The organism is Thiovibrio frasassiensis (assembly GCF_029607905.1).
Classification (GTDB): domain Bacteria; phylum Desulfobacterota; class Desulfobulbia; order Desulfobulbales; family Desulfurivibrionaceae; genus Thiovibrio; species Thiovibrio frasassiensis.
This window is the reverse complement of the sequence record NZ_JAPHEH010000001.1, coordinates 2,769,011-2,789,583: the sequence shown is the minus strand read 5'-3', so window position 1 is coordinate 2,789,583 and position 20,573 is coordinate 2,769,011. Positions and strand designations below refer to the sequence as shown.

The window sequence follows — 20,573 nt, the reverse complement described above, 5'->3', positions numbered from 1 at the left end:
GGCGGGTCGGGCCATCCTCCCTGCCGCCGCGAAATCATTGCCCCGGAGGGAAAAGCATGCGCTTCGCCTGTGCCCTTTTTGTCCTGTTCTTCTTCTCTGCCCCCGCGCCTCCGGCCCACGCCCATGCCGTCCATTACCGGGTGGAAAACCGCGGCATCAGCGCCCGGCTCTTCTATGGGGTGGACGATCCGGTCAGCTACGCCGCCTACGAGATCTTCGGGCCGGGAGACGCCATCCCGCACCAGAAGGGGAGGACCGACCGCAATGGCATCGTCTCCTTTCTCCCGGACCGGCCGGGTGCGTGGCGGATATCGGTGGTCGGCGAGGCGGAGCACGGCGCCCATGGCGCCGCCGTCACCGTCCGGGTCGCGGAAAGCCTCTATATGGCCTCCTTCGACAAACCTCTGGTGGCGCAATACACCAAGGGTTTTGTCGGTATGAGTATCCTGCTCTTTGCCTTCAGCCTTTGGGTGTTGCTCGGCAAGCGAAAGGAGAAGAGGGGGGGCGCATAGCATCGCAGCCAGCAGTTGTTTCCCGATCATTGGTAAAAAAACAAGGTGCCCGTAAAAAGAGCAGATCGAGGCCGCGGATTTGCTCCATCGAAAAACATGATCCAATGGCCGTTCCCTCGTCGAAACATTCGATTTGACTTTGCCCGCCCCGCCCGCTAATTTCTGCAATCCAGCCAATCGTGCCATCACCTGAGGAGAATTTTTGTGACCCGTATCGTGCAGCATACATGAGCAATACCCCGGCGTAAGCCGGCCGGCCCGGTTCGGGCTGGACGATATTGCGGCTCCTCCTGCCGGCTGCACGGTCCAAGGCGTCAACACGGGTAGTTCCCTCCGTGTTCGCTGGCGTTGTCCGTGGCCGGTTGCAGAGGGCCGCGGCATTTCCGGAATGTTTTTTCCGGCAACGTACAGTGAAGGAGGAACTATGCACGCATCCGAAGCCCATCCGTCTGGTCTGCAGACGGTCGGTTCGGTCATGGTGGTGGGCGGCGGGGTGGCCGGGGTACAGGCCGCCCTCGATCTCACCGAACTCGGCCTCAAGGTCTATCTTGTCGAGAAAAGCGGCGCCATCGGCGGGGTCATGGCCCGGCTGGACAAGACCTTTCCCACCAACGACTGCTCGCTCTGCATCCTGGCCCCCAAACTGGTGGAGGCGGGGCGGGACCCCAACATCGTCATCCTGACCCTGTCGGAACTCATCGCCCTTGAGGGAGAGTCCGGCCGTTTCACGGCCAAGATCCGCAAGCAGCCCCGCTATATCGACGAGGAGATCTGCACCGGCTGCGGCCAATGCACCCTCTATTGCCTCAAGCAGATCGGCGACGAATACAACGAGAATCTGGCCAGCACCAACGCGGCCCACATCGATTACGCCCAGGCCGTACCCACCAGCTACCACATCGACCCCAAATCCTGCCTCAAGCTCAATTACGAGACCTGCGGCCTCTGCGCCTCTGTCTGTCAGGCCGGGGCCATCCGTTTCGACCAACGGGAAGAGGTTCTGGAGATCCCGGTGGGCGCGGTGATTTTGGCCCCGGGCTTCGGGCGGGTGAGCGAGGAGGTGCTCGGCCGCTACGGCTGGGGGAGGTTTGCCGATGTGCTCACTGCCTTCGAGCACGAGCGGCTGATGTGCGCCTCCGGCCCCACCGGCGGCGAGATCGTCCGGCCCTCGGACGAAAAGCATCCCCGTAAGATCGCTTTCTTGCAGTGCATCGGCTCCCGCGATGAGATGTGCGGCAACAACTACTGCTCCTCGGTCTGCTGCATGTACGCGATCAAGCAGGCAACCCTGGCCCGCGAACACGATCCGCACTGCGAGATCACCCTCTTCTACATGGACGTCCGCACCCACGGCAAGGGGTTCGATGCGGCCAGGGAGCGGGCCATTGCCGAAGGCAACTTCCGGGTGATCTATGCGCGGCCGCCCAAGGTGGAGGATGTCTTCGACGGCGGCTTGCTGCTCAACTGGTCCACCGAGGACGGCAAGCATCATGGCGAAAAATTCGATCTGGTCGTCCTCTCCCAGGGGCTGGAGGCGCCGGACGATGCCGAGCAGCTCGGGCGGGCGGCCGGCATCGACCTGAACCGCTATCACTTCGCGCAAACCGGCACCTACACGCCTCTGGCCACCAGCCGTCCCGGTGTCCAGGTGATCGGCGCCTTCCAGGGACCCAAGGATATCCCCGATTCGGTGACCCAGGCGGGCGGGGCCGCAGCGCTGTGTTCCGGGCAATTGGCTTTGGCACGCGGCAGCGAGATGACCAGGGCCGAGTTTCCGCCGGAGCGCGATATCGCAGGCGAGGAACCCCGCATCGGGGTCTTTGTCTGCCATTGCGGGATCAATATCGCCGGGGTCGTGGATGTCCGGGCGGTGCGCGATTACGCCAGGGAGCTGCCCGGGGTGGTCTATGCCACCGACAACCTCTATTCCTGTTCCCAGGATACCCAGCAGCATCTGGTGGAGATCATCAAAAAACATAACCTCAACCGGATCGTGGTCTCCGCCTGCACCCCCCGGACCCACGAGCCGCTTTTTCAGGCGACCCTGCGGGATGCGGGTTTGAACCGGGCCCTGTTCGAGATGGCCAATATCCGGGATCAATGCTCCTGGGTGCACATGCACGAACCGCAACAGGCCACGGACAAGGCCAAGGATCTGGTCCGCATGGCCGTCGCCAAGGCGGCCCACCTTACCGCCCTGCCGGAACAGCGGCTGCCGGTCACCCCGGCGGCCCTGGTGATCGGGGGCGGTTTGGCCGGGCTGACTGCGGCGCTCGCCATCGGCGAGCAGGGTTTCGCCACCACCCTGGTCGAGGAGGCTGCGACCTTGGGCGGTCGGGCGCTGCTGCTCAGCGCGGATCGCTTTGGCGATGATCCCCGGAAAGCCATGCAAACCTTGCTCAACAGGGTGCAGGCGCATCCGCGCATCACCGTGCGCACCAAGAGCAGGGTGGCCAGCATCTCCGGCTATGTGGGCAACTTCACCACCACCATCGCCGGGGAGACCGGCAGCGAGGTGTTGCATCACGGGGTGGCGGTGATCGCCACCGGCGGCAGAGCGTATGCACCCCAGCAATACCTGCACGGGGTTTCCGAGCGGGTGATGACCCAGCTGGCCTTGGAAAAAAAGCTCGCTTCGGGCCGACCGCTTGCCGCCAAGACCAAGCAGGTGGCGATGATCCAGTGCGTGGGCTCCCGGGGCGAGGATCTTGCCTATTGCAGCCGGGTCTGCTGCGGCCAGGCCCTGAAGAACAGCCTGCGCCTCAAGGCGCTTGATCCGGCTTTGAGTATCACCATTTTCTACCGGGACATGCGGGCCTACGGTTTTCTCGAAGACGAGTATCGCAAGGCCCGGGAGCTTGGCGTGCTCTTCACCCGCTACAACCCGGACAACCCGCCCCGGGTCCGGGCCGGGCGCGGCAAGAGCAGCCCGCTCATCGTAGAGGTCTTCGACCCGATTCTCGGGCAGGAGGTGGCCCGGGAGGTGGATCTCGTCGTTCTCTCGGTGGGCATCGTGCCGGAGGACCCGTCCGAGCTGGCCCGGATGCTCAAGGTGCCGGTGACCGCGGACAAGTTTTATCTGGAGGCGCACGTCAAACTGCGCCCCGTGGATCTGGCGGTGGACGGGGTCTATGTCTGCGGCCTGGCCCATGGCCCCAAGACCATGGACGAGACCATCGCCCAGGCCCAGGCCGCTGCGGGCCGGGCCTGTCAGCCCCTGGCCAAGGGGGCCATCTCCCCGGAGCCCATTGTCTCCCAGGTCGATCCGGATCTCTGCATCGGCTGCGGAGCCTGCGAAACATTTTGCCCCTACAAGGCGATCAAGATCGACAAGGAGGTCAAGCCCCGCAAGGCGCAGATCCTGACCGCCTCCTGCAAGGGGTGCGGGGTGTGCGCGGCCCGCTGCCCCACCATGGCCATCGACATGGGGCGCTTCACCCTGGAGGGGATCCGGGCCCAGATTCACGCCTTTGCAAAGGAGCATGACCATGAGTGATGTTTACCAACCGAAGATTTTAGGTTTTCTCTGCAACTGGTGCTGCTACACCGCCGCCGATTCGGCCGGGGTCGGGCGCTATCAGTATCCTCCCAACCTGCGGGTCATCCGGATCATGTGTTCCGGCAGGCTCGATCCCTCCTTTCCCCTGGAAGGATTGGCCGGCGGCGCCGACGCCATCTTCGTCGGCGGCTGCCATCCCGGCGAGTGCCATTATCAGGACGGCAACTACCACGCCCTGGTCTCCGGGGCTCTGGTGCATGAGGCGTTGGCCCGGCTGGGAGTGAGCCGGGAGCGCTTGCTCATCGAATGGGCTTCGGCGGCCGAGGGGCCGAACTTCGTCAAGATCATCACCCGCTTCACCGAACAGGCGGCGAAACTCGGGCCTCTCGGCAGCAGCGAGGGGCTTGATCCCCTCATCCTGCGGGGCAAGCTCACTCTGGCGGCGGAAGCGGCCAGGGATCGTAAGCTGAGGACCGGCCTGCTCAACGCCTCCCGCGAGATGATGAAAACGGGCGATTTCGGGCGCGAGGCCATTGCCGGGCTGGTGGCGGAAAAATGCGATAAGGCTCTCAACGAGCTGTTTGTCTGAAACCTCTATTGTCAGTCAACCCACACAAGGAGCAAGACCATGCTTGAAGTAACCCAATCGGCGATCACCAATCTCAAGGAACATCTGGCAAAAAACAATCTCGACTCGGCCATCCGGGTGGTCATGCAGAGCGGCTGCGCCGGGGTAAGCCTGGGTCTTGGCCTGGATGAAAAAAAGGACTCCGACCGGGTGTTTGAGGAAGGCGGCATCACCTTTCTCGTGGATGGCGGGATGTTTGCCGCCACCGGCGCCATCAAGGTCGATTTCGTCAAAGCCTCCTCGGGTTGCGGCTGCGGCGGCGGGGGCGGTTTCGCGGTGAGTTCGGAGAAGAAACTGGACGGTGGCGGCTGCGGCGGGGGCTCCTGCTCCAGCGGTTCCTGCGCTTGCTGAAAACTGGTCTTCGAAGCCCCCGGCCCATGGCTGGCGGGCTTCGGTTTGCTGTGCTGAACCCCCCCGAGGATTGGCGGACGCGAGGCTGCGGCTGCCGGAGATGAGCATGGAGATTGTCTGTCTGGAGATCCATCAAACCCGCAAGTTTGCCAAACGGCTGGTGGCCATGGCCAAGGCCGGCAAGAACGAGCGGATCGTGGCGGCCCGGGCCGAACGGATCATCGCCGATCTGCAGCGCGATCCCCTGCACGAGGAGGCGGAATGCAAGCGCACCCGGCACGGGGAGCTGCGCCTCAACGACTGCCGCAAGTACGATCTTTCCTGCGGCTTTAGGCTCATCGGCTTAAAAAGGGAGCGGCGGCTGATCTTCACCTATATCGGCAGCCACGACGACTGTCAGCGCTGGATAGAAAACAACCGCGACTATCAGGATGAGATCGACTCCGAGCCCGTCCCCCTGCGAGCGGCGGAAACCCCAGGGCCAGAGGCGGCCTTGAGCACTTCGGAAGTGGAGCGGGATGAATACGAAGAAGAGCTGCTGGCCAGGCTGGATGAGCGGCTGCTGCGCGAGATCTTTGCCGGGCTCTGCAAAAACGATTCCGCCCGGCAGGAGTGAGGGGTAAGGGTGTTACGGGGGGTGAATCCCCCGCGATAAAGGGTCGTCTTTTTGGTGCAAACCGTATAGAATAGCGCTCCATCAACCAAGCAAGGAGCGCGCGATGCACGAAATCATCAACTGGCTTGTGGCCACGGTCGGGGCCATGGGCTATCCGGGAATCTTTATCCTGATGGCCATGGAGAGTTCGGTGATTCCCATCCCCAGCGAGCTGGTCATGCCGCCGGCCGGCTATCTCGTGCAGGCGGGGAAGATGGAGATGTGGGCCGTTATTCTCTGCGGCACCTTCGGCAGCCTCTTTGGCGCCTACCTCAATTATTTCGCCTCCCAGTATCTGGGCAGGCCGCTGCTGATCAAGTACGGCAAGTATGTCTGGATCACCGAGGAGAAGTTTGCCAAGGTGGAGACCTTTTTCCTGCGGCACGGGGAAATCTCGACCTTCATCGGCCGCCTCCTGCCGGTGGTGCGCCACCTCATTTCTCTGCCCGCCGGACTCTCCGGCATGAACCACCTGAAGTTTTCCCTCTACACCCTGTTGGGCGCCGGGATCTGGGTGACGGTGCTTTCCTGGCTCGGCTATTTCATCGGCAGCAACCAGGATCTGATTTTCGCCTACTCCCACCAGATCCTCTACGGGGTGCTCGGGCTTTCCGCCCTGATTATCATCGTTTACATCAAGCTACAGCCCAAAAAAGAAGACGAACGTGGGTAAAAAAAAGAGGGCAGTCCACTGGGATGCCCTCTTTCTTTATTCTTTCAGTTGTAAAAATCCCATTGGCCCGCCGCCGAGCACCGGAAAAACTGCCGAAAAGGGATTTGCACTGTCTGAGCGAAGCGAGTTTGCAAAGCCCCGGCAGTTTTGAGGAGCACAGGGTATCCCGCCTTTGGCGGGACAAGAGACACAGGGTGCCCTTTCTTTGGTTCGTTTCTTTGGGCACGCAAAGAAATGAACAGAAGAACGAGACTCAGCAGCACCACTTATGCTTTCTGTACTCCAGCTTTCGTCAGGTCCACCTGTCAGCTCTTAACGCCCGGTAACAAACATCTCCTTATAAGGCCAGTCCGCAATTCCCCCCTCTAATATCTGAAGCCGCTTCTCATCCACCCCCTTGCTCTGCAGGTAGTCGTAGCTGTTTTTCGCCCCGCTCTTGCCCCTGGGGCAGAGCACCGTCACCGGCGCCTTGCTGGCGTTGATGGTGGGCAGGGTCTTGTCCAGACGCGCTTTTTCCTCGTCGCTTTTCGCGGGGAAGGCGTTGGTTTCGATGGAGCCCGGCAGATGGTGTTTCTCGAACTGGTCCGCAGGCTGGATATCCACCAGGATCACCTCCTGCTTTTCGTCCAGCATCTTCTTGAGGTTTGCCGGGGTGATGTAGTTGGTCGCCAGGGCGGGTGCGGCAGCCACCAGGGTAAAGGCCAGGGATAATGCGATTCTTTTGAACATGGTATTCCTCCGTTTGGGTGAAAGTTGAGGATAACTATGTACCAGCAGGGAGGAGGGGAAGGCCAATAGGTAATAACGAAATAAGTGGTTGGGATTTATCGGGAAAAAGAATGAGGTAGAGAGGGGCGATTTTCGGCGGAGGGTGTCGTGATGAATTGAGATATTTATTGCCGCCCCGTACTTAGCCCCGTATTTTTTCGGTGTTGTGTTTGTTGCTAGGGGTTGATAGGGTGATTTGTTTTACTGCATCGGCAGGTCACGGTGGGAAATTTCTGAAACTATGGATTGGCTCCGAGATTAAACCTGAAGGTGAAAGAAACTGGGAAGTGCCCTCGTTTCTTTCTAGTTTTTTCAGAAAAGCACACAGGAGAGGGGGATGATGGCGACTATACCAAAAAGGGCTGAGGACCGAATTAAGGCGGGCATCAAAGCTTTTGCAAAGGTCATCGAGGGAGCCAAGGCGCGAGACGTAAACGAGTCAGACACCGTGACTATCGTGGTGGATATGCTTTCCACTATCTGCGGATATGACAAGTACACCGAGATCACCAGCGAGTATGTGATCCGTGGCACATATTGCGACTTGGCTATCAAGACAGGGGATGACAAGCCTACTTTTTTGATAGAGGTTAAGGCTATCAATATTCCGCTTAAGGAAGCGCATCTGCGCCAGGCCATCGGCTACGCGGCCAGCGAGGGTATAGAGTGGGTCATGCTTACCAATGGCGACCACTGGCAGGCCCATCGGGTGATCTTCGGAAAGCCGATAAAAACCGAAGTAGCTTTTGATTTCAGTTTTTCAGATACGACCAAACTGCCAATGCTCACCGACTTCTTTTTTCTGATCAGCAAGGAGGGAGTGAGCAAATCAGCCATAGCCACATTCCATGAGGAATGCCAGTTGACCAGCAAGCACATGGTTGCGGCAACGCTCATGACCGAGCCAGTAGTGGCTGCCATCCGCCGTCAACTGATGGGTATCGGCAAGGGCGTGAAGATAACCGAAGAGCAGATTTTGGCATCTTTGCAGAACTTGGTGCTCAAACGCGACGTTTTGGAGGGTGAGGAAGCAGGTAAAGCCAAACGGCGGTTGGCGACGGCGAATCGGCAGAAGAAAAAGCTTGGCAGCGAAGTGGCGGCTCCGGTGAAACAAGCGGCTGAAGCAGCAATGTGAGTGTCGAACCTAATGCAAAATAGGGGATGGAGCCTGATATTTTGTACTCCGGAAAATCGGGCTCCGTCCCCTTTTTTTGCTTTTGAAATCCTGTTGAGAAAATTATGGATATAAAGGACGCTGCGGGTCTTTCAGAACCCCTCAGAAAATTGATCGAGGTGTGCGCCGAAGGAATTGGCGCAATAGCTCGTCCTTGGCTGATCCGGCGCGATGCAAAAGCCTTGGTAGATGCCCAAGCGACACTTGAAAAAGCCAATCTGTTGGTGGCCTCCGCCGACCTTGCCACAACCGGATCTCAAATCGCGGTAAGAGTTGAGTATAGAGAAGCAAAGCGACACCGAAATTTGTGTGCAGTTGTCTCTGAAGCAAAAAAAACAATGCCAAATGAAGTATCAGAGCAATCTGTTGATTCAGACTGGATCGCTCGATTTTTTAGTTATGCAGAAGACGTATCGAATGAAGAAATGCAGCGTTTATGGGGGCGGCTGCTGAGCGGGGAGGTGTCGCGCCCAGGTTCATTTTCAATGAGAGCACTAGAACTGACAAGAAGTTTGTCTAGCGAGGAAGCGTCGATATTTCACGTGTTGTGTAACTATTCGCTAGGGGGGGATTGTGTGTTTAGCATGGACGAGCCTCTTGTGAATTTCAAGAGAAAATCGACTGAATTTGCCATTGGTTCAAAAGAAGATGAATGGGAGGATTTTTACGTTGGTGCGGGAATAACCAGACCCCAGTTCACGTTGCTGGAGGAAATCGGGTTATTGAGCTCTGCGTGGGGAACCGTCCGAACTTGGAAGAGCGGACCCGACCCGGCTGCCACTGTACTTGTATGGAGGAGAGGGGATCAATGTCTTGGAATACGAAACGAATCGCCAACGGAAGATGGCTGGTCATTTACAGTCCCTACAATAGAGCTTACGCACATTGCTCGCCAGCTCAATAGTGTATTTGATCGGAGTCCGTTTCATGATTCGCATCTACGTCAGCTGGTCAAGTCCTTCGAGCGCCACGGCCTTAAATGCCAATTAGGAACGTTTAGGCTCAATCCGGATGCCGGCGAGAAACAGTGGTTGATGACAGATATAGACGCAAACGCAAAATAAGTGCTAACTCGAAATTCGAGAGGGAGGCTCGCAACCGCACGCCCATCAAACTCAATGTTCAATAAAATTAGCATAGATAGGATTTCACATGTTAAGAAATGGATTAACCTATGCCTGACTTATTGGAAAATTTAACCAAATGGTTTTCTGAACGTCCTCAATGGCTTCAGGTCGCTGCAACTTTACTCCTTGGAAAAAATGAACTTACAGCCAAGGATGTATCTGACCTCGCAATACTTTGCCAACAGGAAGCAGCCGGGAAGATACCTAAAAAGAGTTGTTCTTTTTCTGCCTCCGCGTTTTCCAAGGGTGCATCGGGAACACTGCGACTATGTTCTATCAGTGATGTAGAAGGGGTAAACGCCCTTGCGCCCAAAAAACCACTAGAATTTGGTAAAGGAAATATAACCGTAGTCTACGGCTACAACGGATCTGGAAAGTCTGGTTATGTCAGGCTCCTCAAGCACGTTTGCGGCGCACGTGCTCTTGGAGAACTCCATCCCAATATTTATAAGTCTGTTTCCACCGAACAAAAAGCCAGTATTACATTTGAACTAAATGGCACCAAAAAGTGTCATCACTGGTCAGGGAAAGGCATCTGTGATGACCTCAGTAGCGTTGATATTTTTGACACCTCCTTTGGGCGGGTCTTTGTAAGCAGTGAAGATGAAGCAAGTTACGAACCACCGGTATTATCTTTTTTTAGTTCGCTTATTGAAGTGTGCGAGAGGGTTGCAAGTGCCCTGGAGGCCGAGTCAAATCAACATCAGTCCAAAAAACCAAATATCCCCGCCGATAAAAAGATCACCGCTGAAGGTATTTGGTATGAGAGCATAAGCGCCAAAACCAAGCAACAAGACGTCGATAAATACTGCATTTTTGAAAGCAAGGACGAAACCGAGATACAGACTCTTCAGCAGCGACTCGCTGAGCAAGACCCAACAGAAAAGGCAAAACACTTAAAAAAACAGAAACAGCATATAGATATTCTTGTCCAGGATGCTCAAAAATATCTGGATCAACTATCTGATGAAAATTGTCGTCGAATCATTGGGGCCAAAAAGAAGTCGATCATTAAAAAGAAAGCAGCAGATACTGCTGCGGAAAAAGTATTTTCCGGTAGTCAATTAGAAGGTATTGGCTCCGATGTTTGGAAAGAACTTTGGGAGGCAGCGAGGAAATACTCCACGTCGACGGCCTATAAAGAACTCGAATATCCCTTCGTGTCTGATGGCTCACGTTGTGTCCTTTGTCACCAAACCCTCTCCCTGGAATCAAAGGATCGACTAACCTCTTTCGAAAATTTTATAAAAGGTGAGATGCAACAAGCCGCAATAGACGCGGCAAAGGAATATGAGACCGCTACCAAAACCGTAGGGGATATACCCAATCCTGAGTCTTTGAAAACAAGAATAGATGCAGCAGGCATTCAGCAAGATGAAATCTCTAGCCAGGTAACAAAATTCTTTTCTCAATTACAAAGCAGAAAAGATCAACTGCCTGGAATTGATTCCGAGGAGGCTATTCCTACCGCTCCACAAAAACCAAAATGGATTGAAGAAATAAATACCCATTCGAAAAATCTGGGAGATCTTGCCGCGAAATACGAAGAAGATGCAAAAAATGACAATCGTGATCAAATCAAAAAGAAACGGGACAGTCTATTGGCTAAAAAGTGGTTGTCCGAACATCGTGCATCCATTGAGGAAGAAATCAGCCGACTAAAGGTCCTGAGCCAGATCCAGGTGGCGAAGAAGTCTACCAACACAAAATCTCTGTCGCAGAAGAAGGGCGAGCTGGCGGAAGCATTGATCACTGACGCCTTTGTAAAAAGATTCAACACCGAACTAAAAAACCTCGGAGCGTCACACGTCAAGGTCGAGCTTGTAAAGACAAAGGTTTCAAAAGGCCGCGTTCTTCATAAACTTCAGCTTCGAGGTGCCGCTCAGAATGCGCTCGCGGATGTTCTTAGTGAAGGGGAAAGTCGTATAGTTTCAATTGGGGCGTTCTTAGCTGACGTGACTGGCAAGAGCAGCCAAGCCCCATTCATTTTTGATGATCCAATATCCTCGTTGGATCAAAGTTATGAAGAGGCTGTGGTTAAAAGATTGATAGAACTGTCCCATAATAAGCAGATCATCATTTTTACTCACCGCCTCTCCTTGCTTGGAACTATAAAACATTTTGCCGAGAAGAAATCCATAAAGCCCGATGTCGTAAGCATTCGTTCTGCTGACTGGGGAACCGGGGAACCAGCGCCAATTCCTTTGTCGCAGAGTGACATTAAATCTGCCTTGAACGCTCTTATGAGCCAGCGGTATCAGGGGGCAAAGAAAGCAAACGACAATGGAGAGTTTGAACATGTTGAAATTTTGCTAAAGTCCATGTGCAGCGATTTTAGAATAATATTGGAAAGATCTATTGAGAATGATTTGTTGTGTGGGGTTGTGCAAAGATTTCAGCGACCTGTCCATACCCTCAAACTAAAGGATCTGCCAAAGCTTGGAGAAACAGATTGTAATTTTATAGATTCACTGATGACTAAATATTCAGGATTTGAACATTCCCAACCAGCAGAAGCGCCTGTAGAACTGCCGAATCCAGACGAGTTATTGGCCGACATGACTGCACTGAAAGATTGGCGGGAAGAATACTCTAAGAGAACCGTTTAAGACGAACCCGTGCAAAATAGGACGGTAAAAATAAAGAAATTAGAGGAAACTAGGGACACTCCCCAATTTTTCCTTGCCGCAGATCTTCAAGCCTAAAATCTAAGGGCCGACCACTCTTCTCCAGCAGCTCCGGATATATCCGGGGACATAATACTTATTCCTCCCAAGCGTAAGCCGTAATTAGTATTATGTCCCCGGAATAACCTTCGAAACCCAACGGTTTTGGTCGGCAAACAGATCATGATGGTGTTTTGGTCAATATTCGTAAATGTTGGGTTTCGTTCCTCTACCCAACCTACCAAAGCTTCCCCTATTTTTTCATTGCCGCAGGTCCTCAAGCTGAAAAGGTAAGGGGGTAGCGGTCTTGTCCAGAAGCTCACGGCAGTATGAGCAGGCGCGGCAGTTTTTGTCGCAACTACTTAGTCTGGTCAAAAAATCCGCAGGCAATTCCTCATTGACCACAGAAGAAACTAGGAAACTAGGGACACTCCCCAATTTTTCCTTGCCGCAGATCATCAATCCTAAAGGCTAACGGCCTACCTCTCTTCTCCAGCAGCTCCCGGCAGTACAAACAGACCTGGCAGTTCTTGTCGCAACCCGTAAGCCTGCTCCAAAAATCCCCAGGCAACTCCTCATTGGCCACATAGAGCCGCTTGGCCAGCCACTCCATGGTATCCATCAGATCCAGCAGATTTCCCGCATAGCTCCGCTCCGCATACCCCCGCACCACCCGTTGCAGAAAACCGGGCCCCAGGGTTCTGCCGCAGAGCTTGATCACCTCCACCATCCCCTCATAACGATGCAGATCCTCGGGCCGGATAAAGGGCGACTTGAACAGCTCCGCCGGCTGGGCGGTGAGTTCCCGGATGCAGCCGAGTTCCCGGTTGAGGCTGTGGGTTTGGTTGTGCATCGTCACGGTATTGGCAAAGGCGATCTGGGCGTCGTGGCTCAGCTTGAAGGGGCAGCGGTCCAGGCATCCCTCGTTGGCCAGCAGGGTCAGCTTGACCTGCGGGTAGTGTTGGCGGCAGGCTTGGGAGATTGACTTGAGCGCGGCGGGGTCCCGGTTGAGGCTGCGGTCGAGATTGAGTTTGGTGGGCGGCTTGAAGCCGGTGTTGCCGATGGCGTTGAGGGTGGCCTGAATCTTTGCAAAGGAATCCAGCATGCAGTTGACCCCCGGCACCGCTTCGAGCTGGGCGCAGACCTGGGGGCTGGCATCGGAAAGGGCTTGCAGCAGGTAGAAATCGACAATGGTGATGCCGTGGAGGGTGCCGGCGGTAAGCAGGGTGTCCAGCCCGGTGATGATCCGGTGCAGGCCCTCCTTGTCGCTGTAGAGGGAGGGGTGGTGGAAGCGGCTGTTCAGGAGCGCGTATTTTTTTGGGGCTGGCAGTTGGGCCAGGGCCTCGGCCAGTTCGGCAATGGTCGGTTGGAGTCCGGTGCGGTGGCGGCCGTCGGGGATGTCGTCTAAATATAGGCTGAAATGGACGGAGTGGAGCGAAGCCTGGAACTCACCAAGGAATTGCACATAGCGCGGGTCGGGCAGAAAGGGAACATCGAGCAGGAGCATCTGGGTTCCTCGGCTGGGCACGGTTTGGGCAAGGAGGAATTACTGCATTTATTGTACACCATTGTTCCGCCAGAGGGTAGGGGCGGGTGGTTACCAGTTTTTGTGCGTGCCCTACAATACCCTGGATTTTTTGCCCCCATTCCGGTTAAGCTGTAGCAGAGGCTGGGTGTTCGGGCCTCTATCTTTTTGCGCATCGGAGGGGTAATGCAGGCTGATAAATGGGAAGAGGCGTATCTGGCGCAGAGTCAGGATGCCGCGGTGGGGCGGATGTTCCGCGGGATTATCCATAACCTCGGCGGGATCATCCAGGTTTTTTCCCTGCACACGGATCTTTCCGCCATGATGCTCGATAAGGCCATGGCGGTGCTGGCGCAGATGCGCCAGGCCGGGGCAAGCCCGGAGCTGGACAGCCTGCACGATCTCCTCACCCGCAGGGCGGATGCCCTGAGCCAGATGCAGGAGAAGGTGGTGCAGAGCCAGCAGATCCTGCAGCGGACCCAGATCCTCCCTGATTTCCTGCCGCTGCCCGGCGGTGTTGCCTATACGGTGAATTCGGTTATCGCAACCGAGGTGGAGTTTATGTCTGCCGATTCGGTTTTTAAGCATAAGGTGCGCAAGACTTTGAACCTGGCTGAACCGCTCCCTGCATTAGCGCGGTTTCAGCTGGAGTTGCACCAGATCATCCATATTCTCCTCAGTAATGCTCTGGAAGCGGTGCAGGGGCAGGAGGATGCGGAGATCGTGGTTGAGTCATTTCTCGAAGGCGAGGGAGTCGGGATTCGGGTTACGGACAACGGTCCGGGGCTGGGCAGCGAGGCGGCGGCGCATTGCTACGAGCCGTTTTTTTCCACCAAGGAAGGCCATCTCGGTCTTGGCTTGTATCTGGCGAAAAAGCTCATCAGCCGCTGCGGCGGCGAACTTTCCCACAAGTCCAGTCCCGGGAGCACCGGTTTTTCTCTCCTTGTCCCGGTGGAGGCCATGCAGGTATGAAGCAGGTCAAAGGAAAAGAACCCCAAGCCAAGGCGGCGAGCCCAAGCAAAGGCGGCACCCTGTTTGTGGTGGCCACCCCCATCGGCAACCTGGAGGATATTACCCTCCGCGCCCTGCGCATCCTCAAAGAGGTGGATCTGATCGCCGCCGAGGACACCCGGCACACCAGAAAGCTCCTCACCCATTTCGATATCCATACCCCGCTGCTCAGCTACTACAAGGAAAACGAGGCGAGCCGCTCCCAGGAGATTGTGGCCCGTTTGCTTTCCGGGGCGCAGGTGGCCCTGGTTTCCGATGCCGGCACCCCAGGGATCTCCGATCCGGGTGGGATCCTGGTGAAGAGCGCCCACGAGCAGGGGGTGAGTGTGGTGCCGATTCCCGGGGTTTCGGCCCTGGCGACCATCCTCAGCGTGGCCGGTCTGACCGAGCCGTCGCATCTCTTTCTCGCCTTTCTGCCCTCCAAGGGGAGTGAGCGGCGCAAACTCCTGCGGGGGCTCAAAAATGAAGTGCACCCCATAGTTTTTTACGAGTCGCCCCGGCGGATCACCGCCTCGCTGGGTGATTGCCTGGGGGAGCTGGGCGAACGGCGGGCGCTGATCGGCCGGGAGCTCACCAAGATACATGAAGAGATTGTCTCGGCACCCCTGAGCGATCTTTTGGCCGACTTCAAGGGACGGGAGTCCATCAAGGGGGAATTCGTGGTGCTCATCGAAGGGCTGCGCGCCACCGGGACGCAACGGCCGGACAACCTGGACGATCTGCTGCGCTGGTATCGGGCGCAGGACGGGGTGAGCCTGAAAGACGCGGTGGCCAATATTGCCAAGGATCTGGATCTCTCCCGCTCCGAGGTCTATCAAAAGGCGTTGGCGGTGTGGAAGGAGCAGGGCTGATGTGGCAAAAATTGTTTTTTCTCGCCGTGGCCGGAGCCTGCGGCACCCTGGCCCGCTACGGGCTTTCCGGCCTGGTGCAGCGGGTGGCGGGCACAGGTTTCCCCTGGGGCACGGTTTCGGTAAACGCTCTGGGCTGCCTGCTCTTCGGCCTGGTCTGGACCCTGACCAGCGAGCGGTTCCCCGGCACCGGCGAGCTGCGGATCGTGCTGCTCACCGGCTTCCTGGGCGCTTTCACCACCTTTTCCACCTATATGGCCGAGACCGGCAACCTACTGGCGGACGGCGAGCAGATGTACGCCATAGGCAATATCCTGCTGCAGAACGGAGTGGGGGTGGTGTTGTTTTTTGTGGGGATGGCTTTGGGCAGGCTTATATAGAAATCTGCCTGCCAAGCAAGCTCAGCCAGGTCTTTTGTTCTTATGGCCATTAAAATCCCATTGGCACGCAGCCTAGCACCGGAGAGGCTGCCGAAAAGGGATTTGCACTGTTTGAGCGAAGCGAGTTTGCAAAGCCCCGGCAGCATCGAGGAGCACAGGGCATCCCGCCGCAGGCGGGACAAGAGACACGGGTGCCTTTTCTTTGGTTCGTTTCTTTGGGCAAGCAAAGAAATGAACAGAGGATGAAAACGTATTACTCTGGTTTTTGAGGCTGTTTGTTAACTAGCAAGAAGGAGACATGGTCATGGAACTCCCCTCGGAAGCGGAACTGCTCCGCATCTTCATCGGCGAAACCACCAAGCTCGGTCAGCGGCCGCTCTATGAAATCATTGTCGAGGAGGCGCGCAAGCGCGGCCTGGCCGGGGCCACGGTCACCCGGGGGATCATGGGCTTCGGCAAGAACAGCCGTATCCACACCGCCAAGATCCTGCGCCTCTCCGAGGATCTGCCCCTGATTGTCGAGATCGTTGACAAACCGGAGCGCATCGCCGCCTTTCTCCCGGAGCTCGACAAGATGCTCGATAAGGGCATGGTTACCCTGGAAAAGATCCGGGTGATCGCCTACCGGAACAAGGAAACCGCGTAAGTTCTTTGGCTTAGCCGCAACGGAGGGAGGCAATGGCTCGTCAGGTTGATCATGGTGCCCTCAGGGATTTCGTGGCCAAGCGGCGCAAGGAGAGTGGCGGCTATGGCGCGACGCCGAGGCTGCCCGCCACCATCCAGGACACCTTTCAGGCGGTCGCCCTGACCATGGTGCTGGGGGATGCGGTGCCCACCCCCCAAGCGGAACCTGCCCTGGCCGACTATCTTGCCCGGATGCTGGCGGTGCCCTGGCTGGGAATCGACACCACCTTCCGTCTTCTCACCACCTGCCATATCTGCGGCGTTGCCATCGATGGAGCGCGGGTCCGCGCCCATCTTGCCGCCTGCCTGAGCTCTGACACCTCGCTGGCCACCCGCTATTATGTGCGCCGCATCGCCAGGGAGATCCTGGCAGAGGAGCTGGACCTTCCCGGCTTGCAACGGTCGTTGTTCTTGCCTGCGCCCTGCGCGGTGCAGGATGTGGCCCGGTTTCTCTTTTTAAAAAAGATGGATGGTCAGTCGATTGGGGGGGCGGGTGAGCTCTCCGGCTGGCTTAAGCGCACGCAGAACGGTGACGGCGGCTTCGGCTTTTTCCCGGGCACTACTTCTTTTCTTGAGAATTGCCATGCCGGGCTTGCGGCTTTGAGCCTTTTGGGCGCAAGACCCGATGATCCGGCCAACCTCAGGGCCTTTATCGTCAGCTGTCAGACCGGAAGAGGCGGCTTTGGCCGGAGCCCGCGGGCGGCCCCTTTTCTTGACGCCTCCTGGCATGGGATCGCCGGTCTGCGGTTGCTGGCGGAGCTGGAAGCAGGTTCCGTTGGAGGGGTGGGGGATATTGCAGGCCGGCAAAACAGCCTGACCCTTTCCGTTTAAAAGAGGAATCCCCAGATATACTTTCCTGCCGTACTGAGCAGGCAGACGACCAGTATCCATTTGATGAATTTTGCCGGCACGAACCGTTGCAGCCGTGCCCCGCAGTACATGCCCGCAAATCCTCCCACCCCGAAAAGCAGTCCCAGCAGCCAGTCCGGAGCGATGACCATGCCCGGGTAGTGGGGGGCAAGGAGCTGGTAAAAGAGGACCCCAGCCACCGAGGTGACAAAGGTGCCCATCAGCGAGGCGCCGGCCACGGTATAGATGGGCAGTCCGAAGAAGCTGACCAAAAACGGGGCAATGATCGCGCCGCCCCCGATGCCGTACACCCCTCCCACCATGCCGACCACCAGGCTCAAGGCCATGAGGCCCACTCCGTTGACGGTGAAGGTTTCCCCGTAAAACTCGAAGACGATCCGGGTGGGGGTCCATTGGCGGACCGTGACCCGGTTTGCCGGCAAGTCTGTCGCGCTTCCTGTTGTTTGGGCGCTGTTTTTGCGTTCCTGGTGGAACCGCTCCTCCACCGTGGGCGCATCCGGGTTTCTTTTTTTCCCCAGCAGGTCCTGCAGCAGCCGGCCGCCCATGTAGAGGAGGACCGCGCCGGCAAAGAGCTTGAAGTTTTTCGGGTCGGGCAGGTATTTGATCCGGAGGATGGCCCCGACCAGCACCCCGGGCAGGGTGCCGATGATCACCACCCAGGTCAGGGGCCAGAGCATCCGCCCCTCTTTGAGGTAGCGGTAGACGCCGCTGGGAATGGCGACGATGTTGAACAACTGGTTGGTCGAGCTCACCGCCGGGCTGGTGAAGCCCAAAACGCTGACCTGGAAGGGCAGGAGCAGGAAGGCGCCGCTCACCCCGCCCATGGAGGTGAACAGGGAGATCCCGAAGGCGACCAGCGGCGGCACTAGCGGGTTGACCTCGATATTGGCAATGGGGAAATACATCAGCATTGCTCCTCGGAGCCACGTTCCTTCAGGGCTGCGTCCACCACCTGGCGGACCTCGGCCAGGCATCAGCGCCCGGCTGGGTTTGTCTCCGCGCAGCGGCACTGGCCGTCTTTCTTTTCCGAGGCAATGCGTTCCAGAATCAGTGACCGGCCGTGTTTCAGGATATCCTGGCGCAGGTCCTCTTCGGTGTAACCAAAACAGTAACAGATCAGGCGTGTCATGTTAGCCCTCGCGCGAGATGATGCAAGCTTTGGCGGCAGGCGCCTGTCCTCGGGGTGAGGATGTTTTTTCCCTATACCTCTCGGCGGAGCATTTGTCCAGCCACGAGCGGATCGATATCTCTAAAAAAGGAGCATGGCCAACATGGCGCCTGCAAAAACCACCCAGAGCAGATCGATTTTCATGAGCAGGGCTCCGAAGGCCGCAGCGGCGAGAAGCCGGTGAGGCCAGTCCCAGTGGACGTGCAGGGCAAGGCGGATGGTAACGGTGCAGAGCAGGCCGACAAAGGAGCAGAGAACGCCGTCAACGGCATGGTTGAACCAGCGGGAGGTGCGCATCCGGGCAAAGTAGGGCGCGGTGCCGATCAGCAGCAACAGGGAGGGGAGGAACATGGCCACCGTGGCGATCAGCGCGCCGAAAAGGCCATGGCGCAGGTAACCGACAAAGGTTGCCGTGATCACGATGGGGCCGGGGGTGAGTTGGCCCAGGGCGATGCCGTCCAGAAAGGTCGGGGCATTCAGCCAGGCGCGGGTCACGACGATTTCATGGAACAGGAGGGGCACCGAGGCAAAGCCGCCGCCAAAAGCCATGAGGTCGACCCTGGCCATGAGCAGGGCCAGTTGCGCGAGATCGTGGCGAAAGAAAGCAAGCAGGGCAAAACCTGCGGTAGTGGCTGCCAGCAGGAAAAGAAGCGCACGGGCGGTGGAGGGTAGGGGTGTCCGGGGTTCTGTCTGCGGCGCGGTTGGCTGCCCGGAGTTCAAGGTCATGCCCAAAAGAGCGGCAAGGAACAGGATCAAAGCCGGATGGGCAGCAAGCCAAAACAGCCCTGCGGCAGCGAGGGCGATGCTCCAGGTTTTCCAGCCGGAAAGAGCGGTTTTGCCAAAGGAGATGGCGGCATTGGCCACGATGGCGACAATGATGGCCTGTAGGCCGCTGAAAGCGGCAATTACGGCGGGAAGCGAATGGGTGCGGCTGTAGAAGGCCGAAAGCGCTGTCATGAGGAAAAAAGCAGGCAATCCGAAGCCGAGGTAGCCGGTGATGGCCCCCCGCACGCCCCGGACCCGCAGGCCGACGTAGGCCGCGACCTGCATGGCGGTGGCGCCGGGAATCGTCTGGCAAAGGGCCACGCCTTCCTGGAAGGTTTGTTTATGCAGCCAGTGTTCCCGCTCGACAGCCAGCTCACGGATATAGGCGATCATGGCCGGGCCGCCGAAGGCGGTTGCTCCCAGGCGTAAAAAGACGGCGAACAACCGGGGCAATGTCGGTGGCGGAGAGACAGGTTTTTGATGAAGATCGTTCATGAATGCCGGGATTCTTTATTGCTGATGCGCATCAATTCGCTTATCTCCCACGTTCGGCAAGCCAGATCATGTGCCGACTGCCGCCTTTGCTTCCCCGTGCGCGGGCGGTGATTTCCTCCACCGTAAATCCGGTCTGGCGCAGCAATCGGGAAAAGGCGGGTTCGGGGCTGGCGGACCAGACAGCCAAAACACCTGAGGGTTTCAGGGCACCATGGGCGGCGGTCAATCCGGCCCGGGTGTAGAGCCAGTCGTTGCCGGGGCGGGTCAACCCATCGGGACCGTTGTCCACATCGAGGAGGATGGCGTCGTAGGCCTGTTGTTCCGTTTGTAAAATCCGGGCGACATCAATCTCCCGCACCGAGACGCGGATATCCTTCAGGGGATGTCCGGCCAGACCGGCAAGCGGCCCCCGGTTCCAAGCAATCACTGCCGGAACCAGCTCGGCCACCACCACCCGGGCCTGGCTGCTCAGGTGTTTGAGCGCCGCCGCCACGGTATAGCCCATGCCCAGGCCGCCGATCAGGACGAAGGGCGCGGGGCGGGTGTGCAACCGGGCGCAGGCCAGCTCGGCCAGGGCCTCCTCCGAGCCGTGGGCCCGGCTGTTCATCAGCTCGTTGCCATCCACCCGGATGGCAAACTCCGTGCCCCGCCGGTAGAGGTGCAGCGTTTCGCTGCCTCCCGGAACCGGGGCGCTCTCCAGCAACTCCCAAGGGATCATGGTGGCCTCAAGCTCAAGGTGATTACCGTTGCAGGTGATTGTCCGCCTGCGCCATC

At 57.6% G+C, this 20,573-nt stretch carries 20 protein-coding genes; 14 read left to right on the top strand and 6 right to left on the bottom strand.

Annotation, left to right across the window (positions count from 1 at the left end; genetic code table 11):
- The first annotated feature begins 56 nt into the window (after positions 1-56).
- The 6 genes from OLX77_RS13005 (at position 57) to OLX77_RS12980 (ending at position 6,318) form a co-directional block, all read left to right on the top strand.
- Positions 57-512, top strand: a complete 456-nt coding sequence (locus OLX77_RS13005; RefSeq protein WP_307634041.1) for a hypothetical protein — start codon at positions 57-59, stop codon at positions 510-512.
- Between the two features lie 424 nt (positions 513-936).
- On the top strand, positions 937-4,008 hold the full coding sequence (locus OLX77_RS13000; RefSeq protein ID WP_307634040.1) for an FAD-dependent oxidoreductase: 3,072 nt from the start codon (positions 937-939) through the stop codon (positions 4,006-4,008).
- Positions 4,001-4,600, top strand: a complete 600-nt coding sequence (locus OLX77_RS12995; RefSeq protein WP_371877477.1) for a hydrogenase iron-sulfur subunit — start codon at positions 4,001-4,003, stop codon at positions 4,598-4,600. The genes OLX77_RS13000 and OLX77_RS12995 overlap by 8 nt, the downstream gene beginning before the upstream one ends.
- A 39-nt stretch (positions 4,601-4,639) precedes the next feature.
- Complete coding sequence (locus OLX77_RS12990) at positions 4,640-4,990, top strand: IscA/HesB family protein (protein ID WP_307634039.1); 351 nt, start codon at positions 4,640-4,642, stop codon at positions 4,988-4,990.
- Between the two features lie 106 nt (positions 4,991-5,096).
- Positions 5,097-5,606: a hypothetical protein gene (locus OLX77_RS12985; RefSeq protein WP_307634038.1), complete on the top strand. Its 510-nt coding sequence runs from the start codon at positions 5,097-5,099 to the stop codon at positions 5,604-5,606.
- A 103-nt stretch (positions 5,607-5,709) separates the two neighbouring features.
- Positions 5,710-6,318 (top strand): DedA family protein, encoded by a 609-nt coding sequence (locus OLX77_RS12980; RefSeq protein WP_307634037.1) that lies wholly within the window; start codon positions 5,710-5,712, stop codon positions 6,316-6,318.
- 312 nt (positions 6,319-6,630) lie between these two features.
- Here the strand turns inward: OLX77_RS12980 and OLX77_RS12975 are convergent, their stop codons facing one another.
- Positions 6,631-7,047, bottom strand: a complete 417-nt coding sequence (locus OLX77_RS12975) for a rhodanese-like domain-containing protein (RefSeq protein WP_307634036.1) — start codon at positions 7,045-7,047, stop codon at positions 6,631-6,633.
- A gap of 376 nt (positions 7,048-7,423) precedes the next feature.
- Here OLX77_RS12975 and OLX77_RS12970 point away from each other — a divergent pair, with 376 nt between their 5' ends.
- The 3 genes from OLX77_RS12970 (at position 7,424) to OLX77_RS12960 (ending at position 11,996) form a co-directional block, all read left to right on the top strand.
- Positions 7,424-8,221: a type I restriction enzyme HsdR N-terminal domain-containing protein gene (locus tag OLX77_RS12970; protein ID WP_307634035.1), complete on the top strand. Its 798-nt coding sequence runs from the start codon at positions 7,424-7,426 to the stop codon at positions 8,219-8,221.
- A 104-nt stretch (positions 8,222-8,325) separates the two neighbouring features.
- Positions 8,326-9,324, top strand: a complete 999-nt coding sequence (locus tag OLX77_RS12965) for a DUF2806 domain-containing protein (protein WP_307634034.1) — start codon at positions 8,326-8,328, stop codon at positions 9,322-9,324.
- 110 nt (positions 9,325-9,434) lie between these two features.
- Positions 9,435-11,996, top strand: coding sequence for an AAA family ATPase (locus tag OLX77_RS12960; protein ID WP_307634033.1), 2,562 nt, complete (start codon positions 9,435-9,437; stop codon positions 11,994-11,996).
- A 478-nt stretch (positions 11,997-12,474) separates the two neighbouring features.
- Here OLX77_RS12960 and OLX77_RS12955 read toward each other — a convergent pair whose 3' ends face one another.
- Positions 12,475-13,560 carry a hypothetical protein gene (locus OLX77_RS12955; protein WP_307634032.1) on the bottom strand — a complete coding sequence of 362 codons (1,086 nt, stop codon included), beginning with the start codon at positions 13,558-13,560 and terminating at the stop codon, positions 12,475-12,477.
- A 204-nt stretch (positions 13,561-13,764) separates the two neighbouring features.
- Between OLX77_RS12955 and OLX77_RS12950 the strand changes: the two genes are divergently transcribed.
- From OLX77_RS12950 to OLX77_RS12930, 5 genes are all read left to right on the top strand, one after another.
- A complete protein-coding gene (locus OLX77_RS12950) occupies positions 13,765-14,550 on the top strand; it encodes a sensor histidine kinase (protein WP_307634031.1) in 786 nt (261 codons plus the stop codon).
- A complete protein-coding gene (rsmI, locus tag OLX77_RS12945; protein ID WP_307634030.1) occupies positions 14,547-15,440 on the top strand; it encodes a 16S rRNA (cytidine(1402)-2'-O)-methyltransferase in 894 nt (297 codons plus the stop codon). The genes OLX77_RS12950 and rsmI overlap by 4 nt, the downstream gene beginning before the upstream one ends.
- A complete protein-coding gene (locus OLX77_RS12940; protein ID WP_307634029.1) occupies positions 15,440-15,817 on the top strand; it encodes a fluoride efflux transporter FluC in 378 nt (125 codons plus the stop codon). Before rsmI ends, OLX77_RS12940 begins: the two co-directional genes overlap by 1 nt.
- Before the next feature lie 304 nt (positions 15,818-16,121).
- Positions 16,122-16,463 (top strand): DUF190 domain-containing protein, encoded by a 342-nt coding sequence (locus OLX77_RS12935; protein ID WP_307634028.1) that lies wholly within the window; start codon positions 16,122-16,124, stop codon positions 16,461-16,463.
- 32 nt (positions 16,464-16,495) lie between these two features.
- Complete coding sequence (locus OLX77_RS12930) at positions 16,496-17,332, top strand: prenyltransferase/squalene oxidase repeat-containing protein (RefSeq protein WP_307634027.1); 837 nt, start codon at positions 16,496-16,498, stop codon at positions 17,330-17,332.
- Here the strand turns inward: OLX77_RS12930 and OLX77_RS12925 are convergent.
- From OLX77_RS12925 to OLX77_RS12910, 4 genes are all read right to left on the bottom strand, one after another.
- Positions 17,329-18,276, bottom strand: coding sequence for a sulfite exporter TauE/SafE family protein (locus OLX77_RS12925; protein ID WP_371877515.1), 948 nt, complete (start codon positions 18,274-18,276; stop codon positions 17,329-17,331). The genes OLX77_RS12930 and OLX77_RS12925 overlap by 4 nt on opposite strands.
- A 68-nt stretch (positions 18,277-18,344) precedes the next feature.
- Positions 18,345-18,500: a bacterioferritin-associated ferredoxin gene (locus OLX77_RS12920; protein ID WP_307634025.1), complete on the bottom strand. Its 156-nt coding sequence runs from the start codon at positions 18,498-18,500 to the stop codon at positions 18,345-18,347.
- 120 nt (positions 18,501-18,620) lie between these two features.
- The gene (gene chrA, locus OLX77_RS12915) at positions 18,621-19,799 is read right to left on the bottom strand and encodes a chromate efflux transporter (protein ID WP_307634024.1); all 1,179 of its coding nucleotides are present in this window, start codon (positions 19,797-19,799) and stop codon (positions 18,621-18,623) included.
- 40 nt (positions 19,800-19,839) lie between these two features.
- Positions 19,840-20,517 (bottom strand): spermidine synthase, encoded by a 678-nt coding sequence (locus tag OLX77_RS12910; protein WP_307634023.1) that lies wholly within the window; start codon positions 20,515-20,517, stop codon positions 19,840-19,842.
- Positions 20,518-20,573: the final 56 nt, after the last annotated feature.

Bases quoted from the DNA above. Each gene is read 5' to 3' on its own strand.
- OLX77_RS12950 (WP_307634031.1), top strand. From the start codon at position 13,765: ATGCAGGCTGATAAATGGGAAGAGGCGTATCTGGCGCAGAGTCAGGAT.
- OLX77_RS12995 (WP_371877477.1), top strand. From the start codon at position 4,001: ATGAGTGATGTTTACCAACCGAAGATTTTAGGTTTTCTCTGCAACTGG.
- OLX77_RS12970 (WP_307634035.1), top strand. From the start codon at position 7,424: ATGATGGCGACTATACCAAAAAGGGCTGAGGACCGAATTAAGGCGGGC.
- chrA (WP_307634024.1), bottom strand. From the start codon at position 19,799: ATGAACGATCTTCATCAAAAACCTGTCTCTCCGCCACCGACATTGCCC.
- OLX77_RS12965 (WP_307634034.1), top strand. From the start codon at position 8,326: ATGGATATAAAGGACGCTGCGGGTCTTTCAGAACCCCTCAGAAAATTG.
- OLX77_RS12985 (WP_307634038.1), top strand. From the start codon at position 5,097: ATGGAGATTGTCTGTCTGGAGATCCATCAAACCCGCAAGTTTGCCAAA.
- OLX77_RS12920 (WP_307634025.1), bottom strand. From the start codon at position 18,500: ATGACACGCCTGATCTGTTACTGTTTTGGTTACACCGAAGAGGACCTG.
- OLX77_RS13005 (WP_307634041.1), top strand. From the start codon at position 57: ATGCGCTTCGCCTGTGCCCTTTTTGTCCTGTTCTTCTTCTCTGCCCCC.
- OLX77_RS12940 (WP_307634029.1), top strand. From the start codon at position 15,440: ATGTGGCAAAAATTGTTTTTTCTCGCCGTGGCCGGAGCCTGCGGCACC.
- OLX77_RS12935 (WP_307634028.1), top strand. From the start codon at position 16,122: ATGGAACTCCCCTCGGAAGCGGAACTGCTCCGCATCTTCATCGGCGAA.
- OLX77_RS12955 (WP_307634032.1), bottom strand. From the start codon at position 13,560: ATGCTCCTGCTCGATGTTCCCTTTCTGCCCGACCCGCGCTATGTGCAA.
- OLX77_RS12925 (WP_371877515.1), bottom strand. From the start codon at position 18,276: ATGTATTTCCCCATTGCCAATATCGAGGTCAACCCGCTAGTGCCGCCG.
- OLX77_RS12910 (WP_307634023.1), bottom strand. From the start codon at position 20,517: ATGATCCCTTGGGAGTTGCTGGAGAGCGCCCCGGTTCCGGGAGGCAGC.
- OLX77_RS12960 (WP_307634033.1), top strand. From the start codon at position 9,435: ATGCCTGACTTATTGGAAAATTTAACCAAATGGTTTTCTGAACGTCCT.
- OLX77_RS12975 (WP_307634036.1), bottom strand. From the start codon at position 7,047: ATGTTCAAAAGAATCGCATTATCCCTGGCCTTTACCCTGGTGGCTGCC.
- rsmI (WP_307634030.1), top strand. From the start codon at position 14,547: ATGAAGCAGGTCAAAGGAAAAGAACCCCAAGCCAAGGCGGCGAGCCCA.
- OLX77_RS13000 (WP_307634040.1), top strand. From the start codon at position 937: ATGCACGCATCCGAAGCCCATCCGTCTGGTCTGCAGACGGTCGGTTCG.
- OLX77_RS12930 (WP_307634027.1), top strand. From the start codon at position 16,496: ATGGCTCGTCAGGTTGATCATGGTGCCCTCAGGGATTTCGTGGCCAAG.
- OLX77_RS12980 (WP_307634037.1), top strand. From the start codon at position 5,710: ATGCACGAAATCATCAACTGGCTTGTGGCCACGGTCGGGGCCATGGGC.
- OLX77_RS12990 (WP_307634039.1), top strand. From the start codon at position 4,640: ATGCTTGAAGTAACCCAATCGGCGATCACCAATCTCAAGGAACATCTG.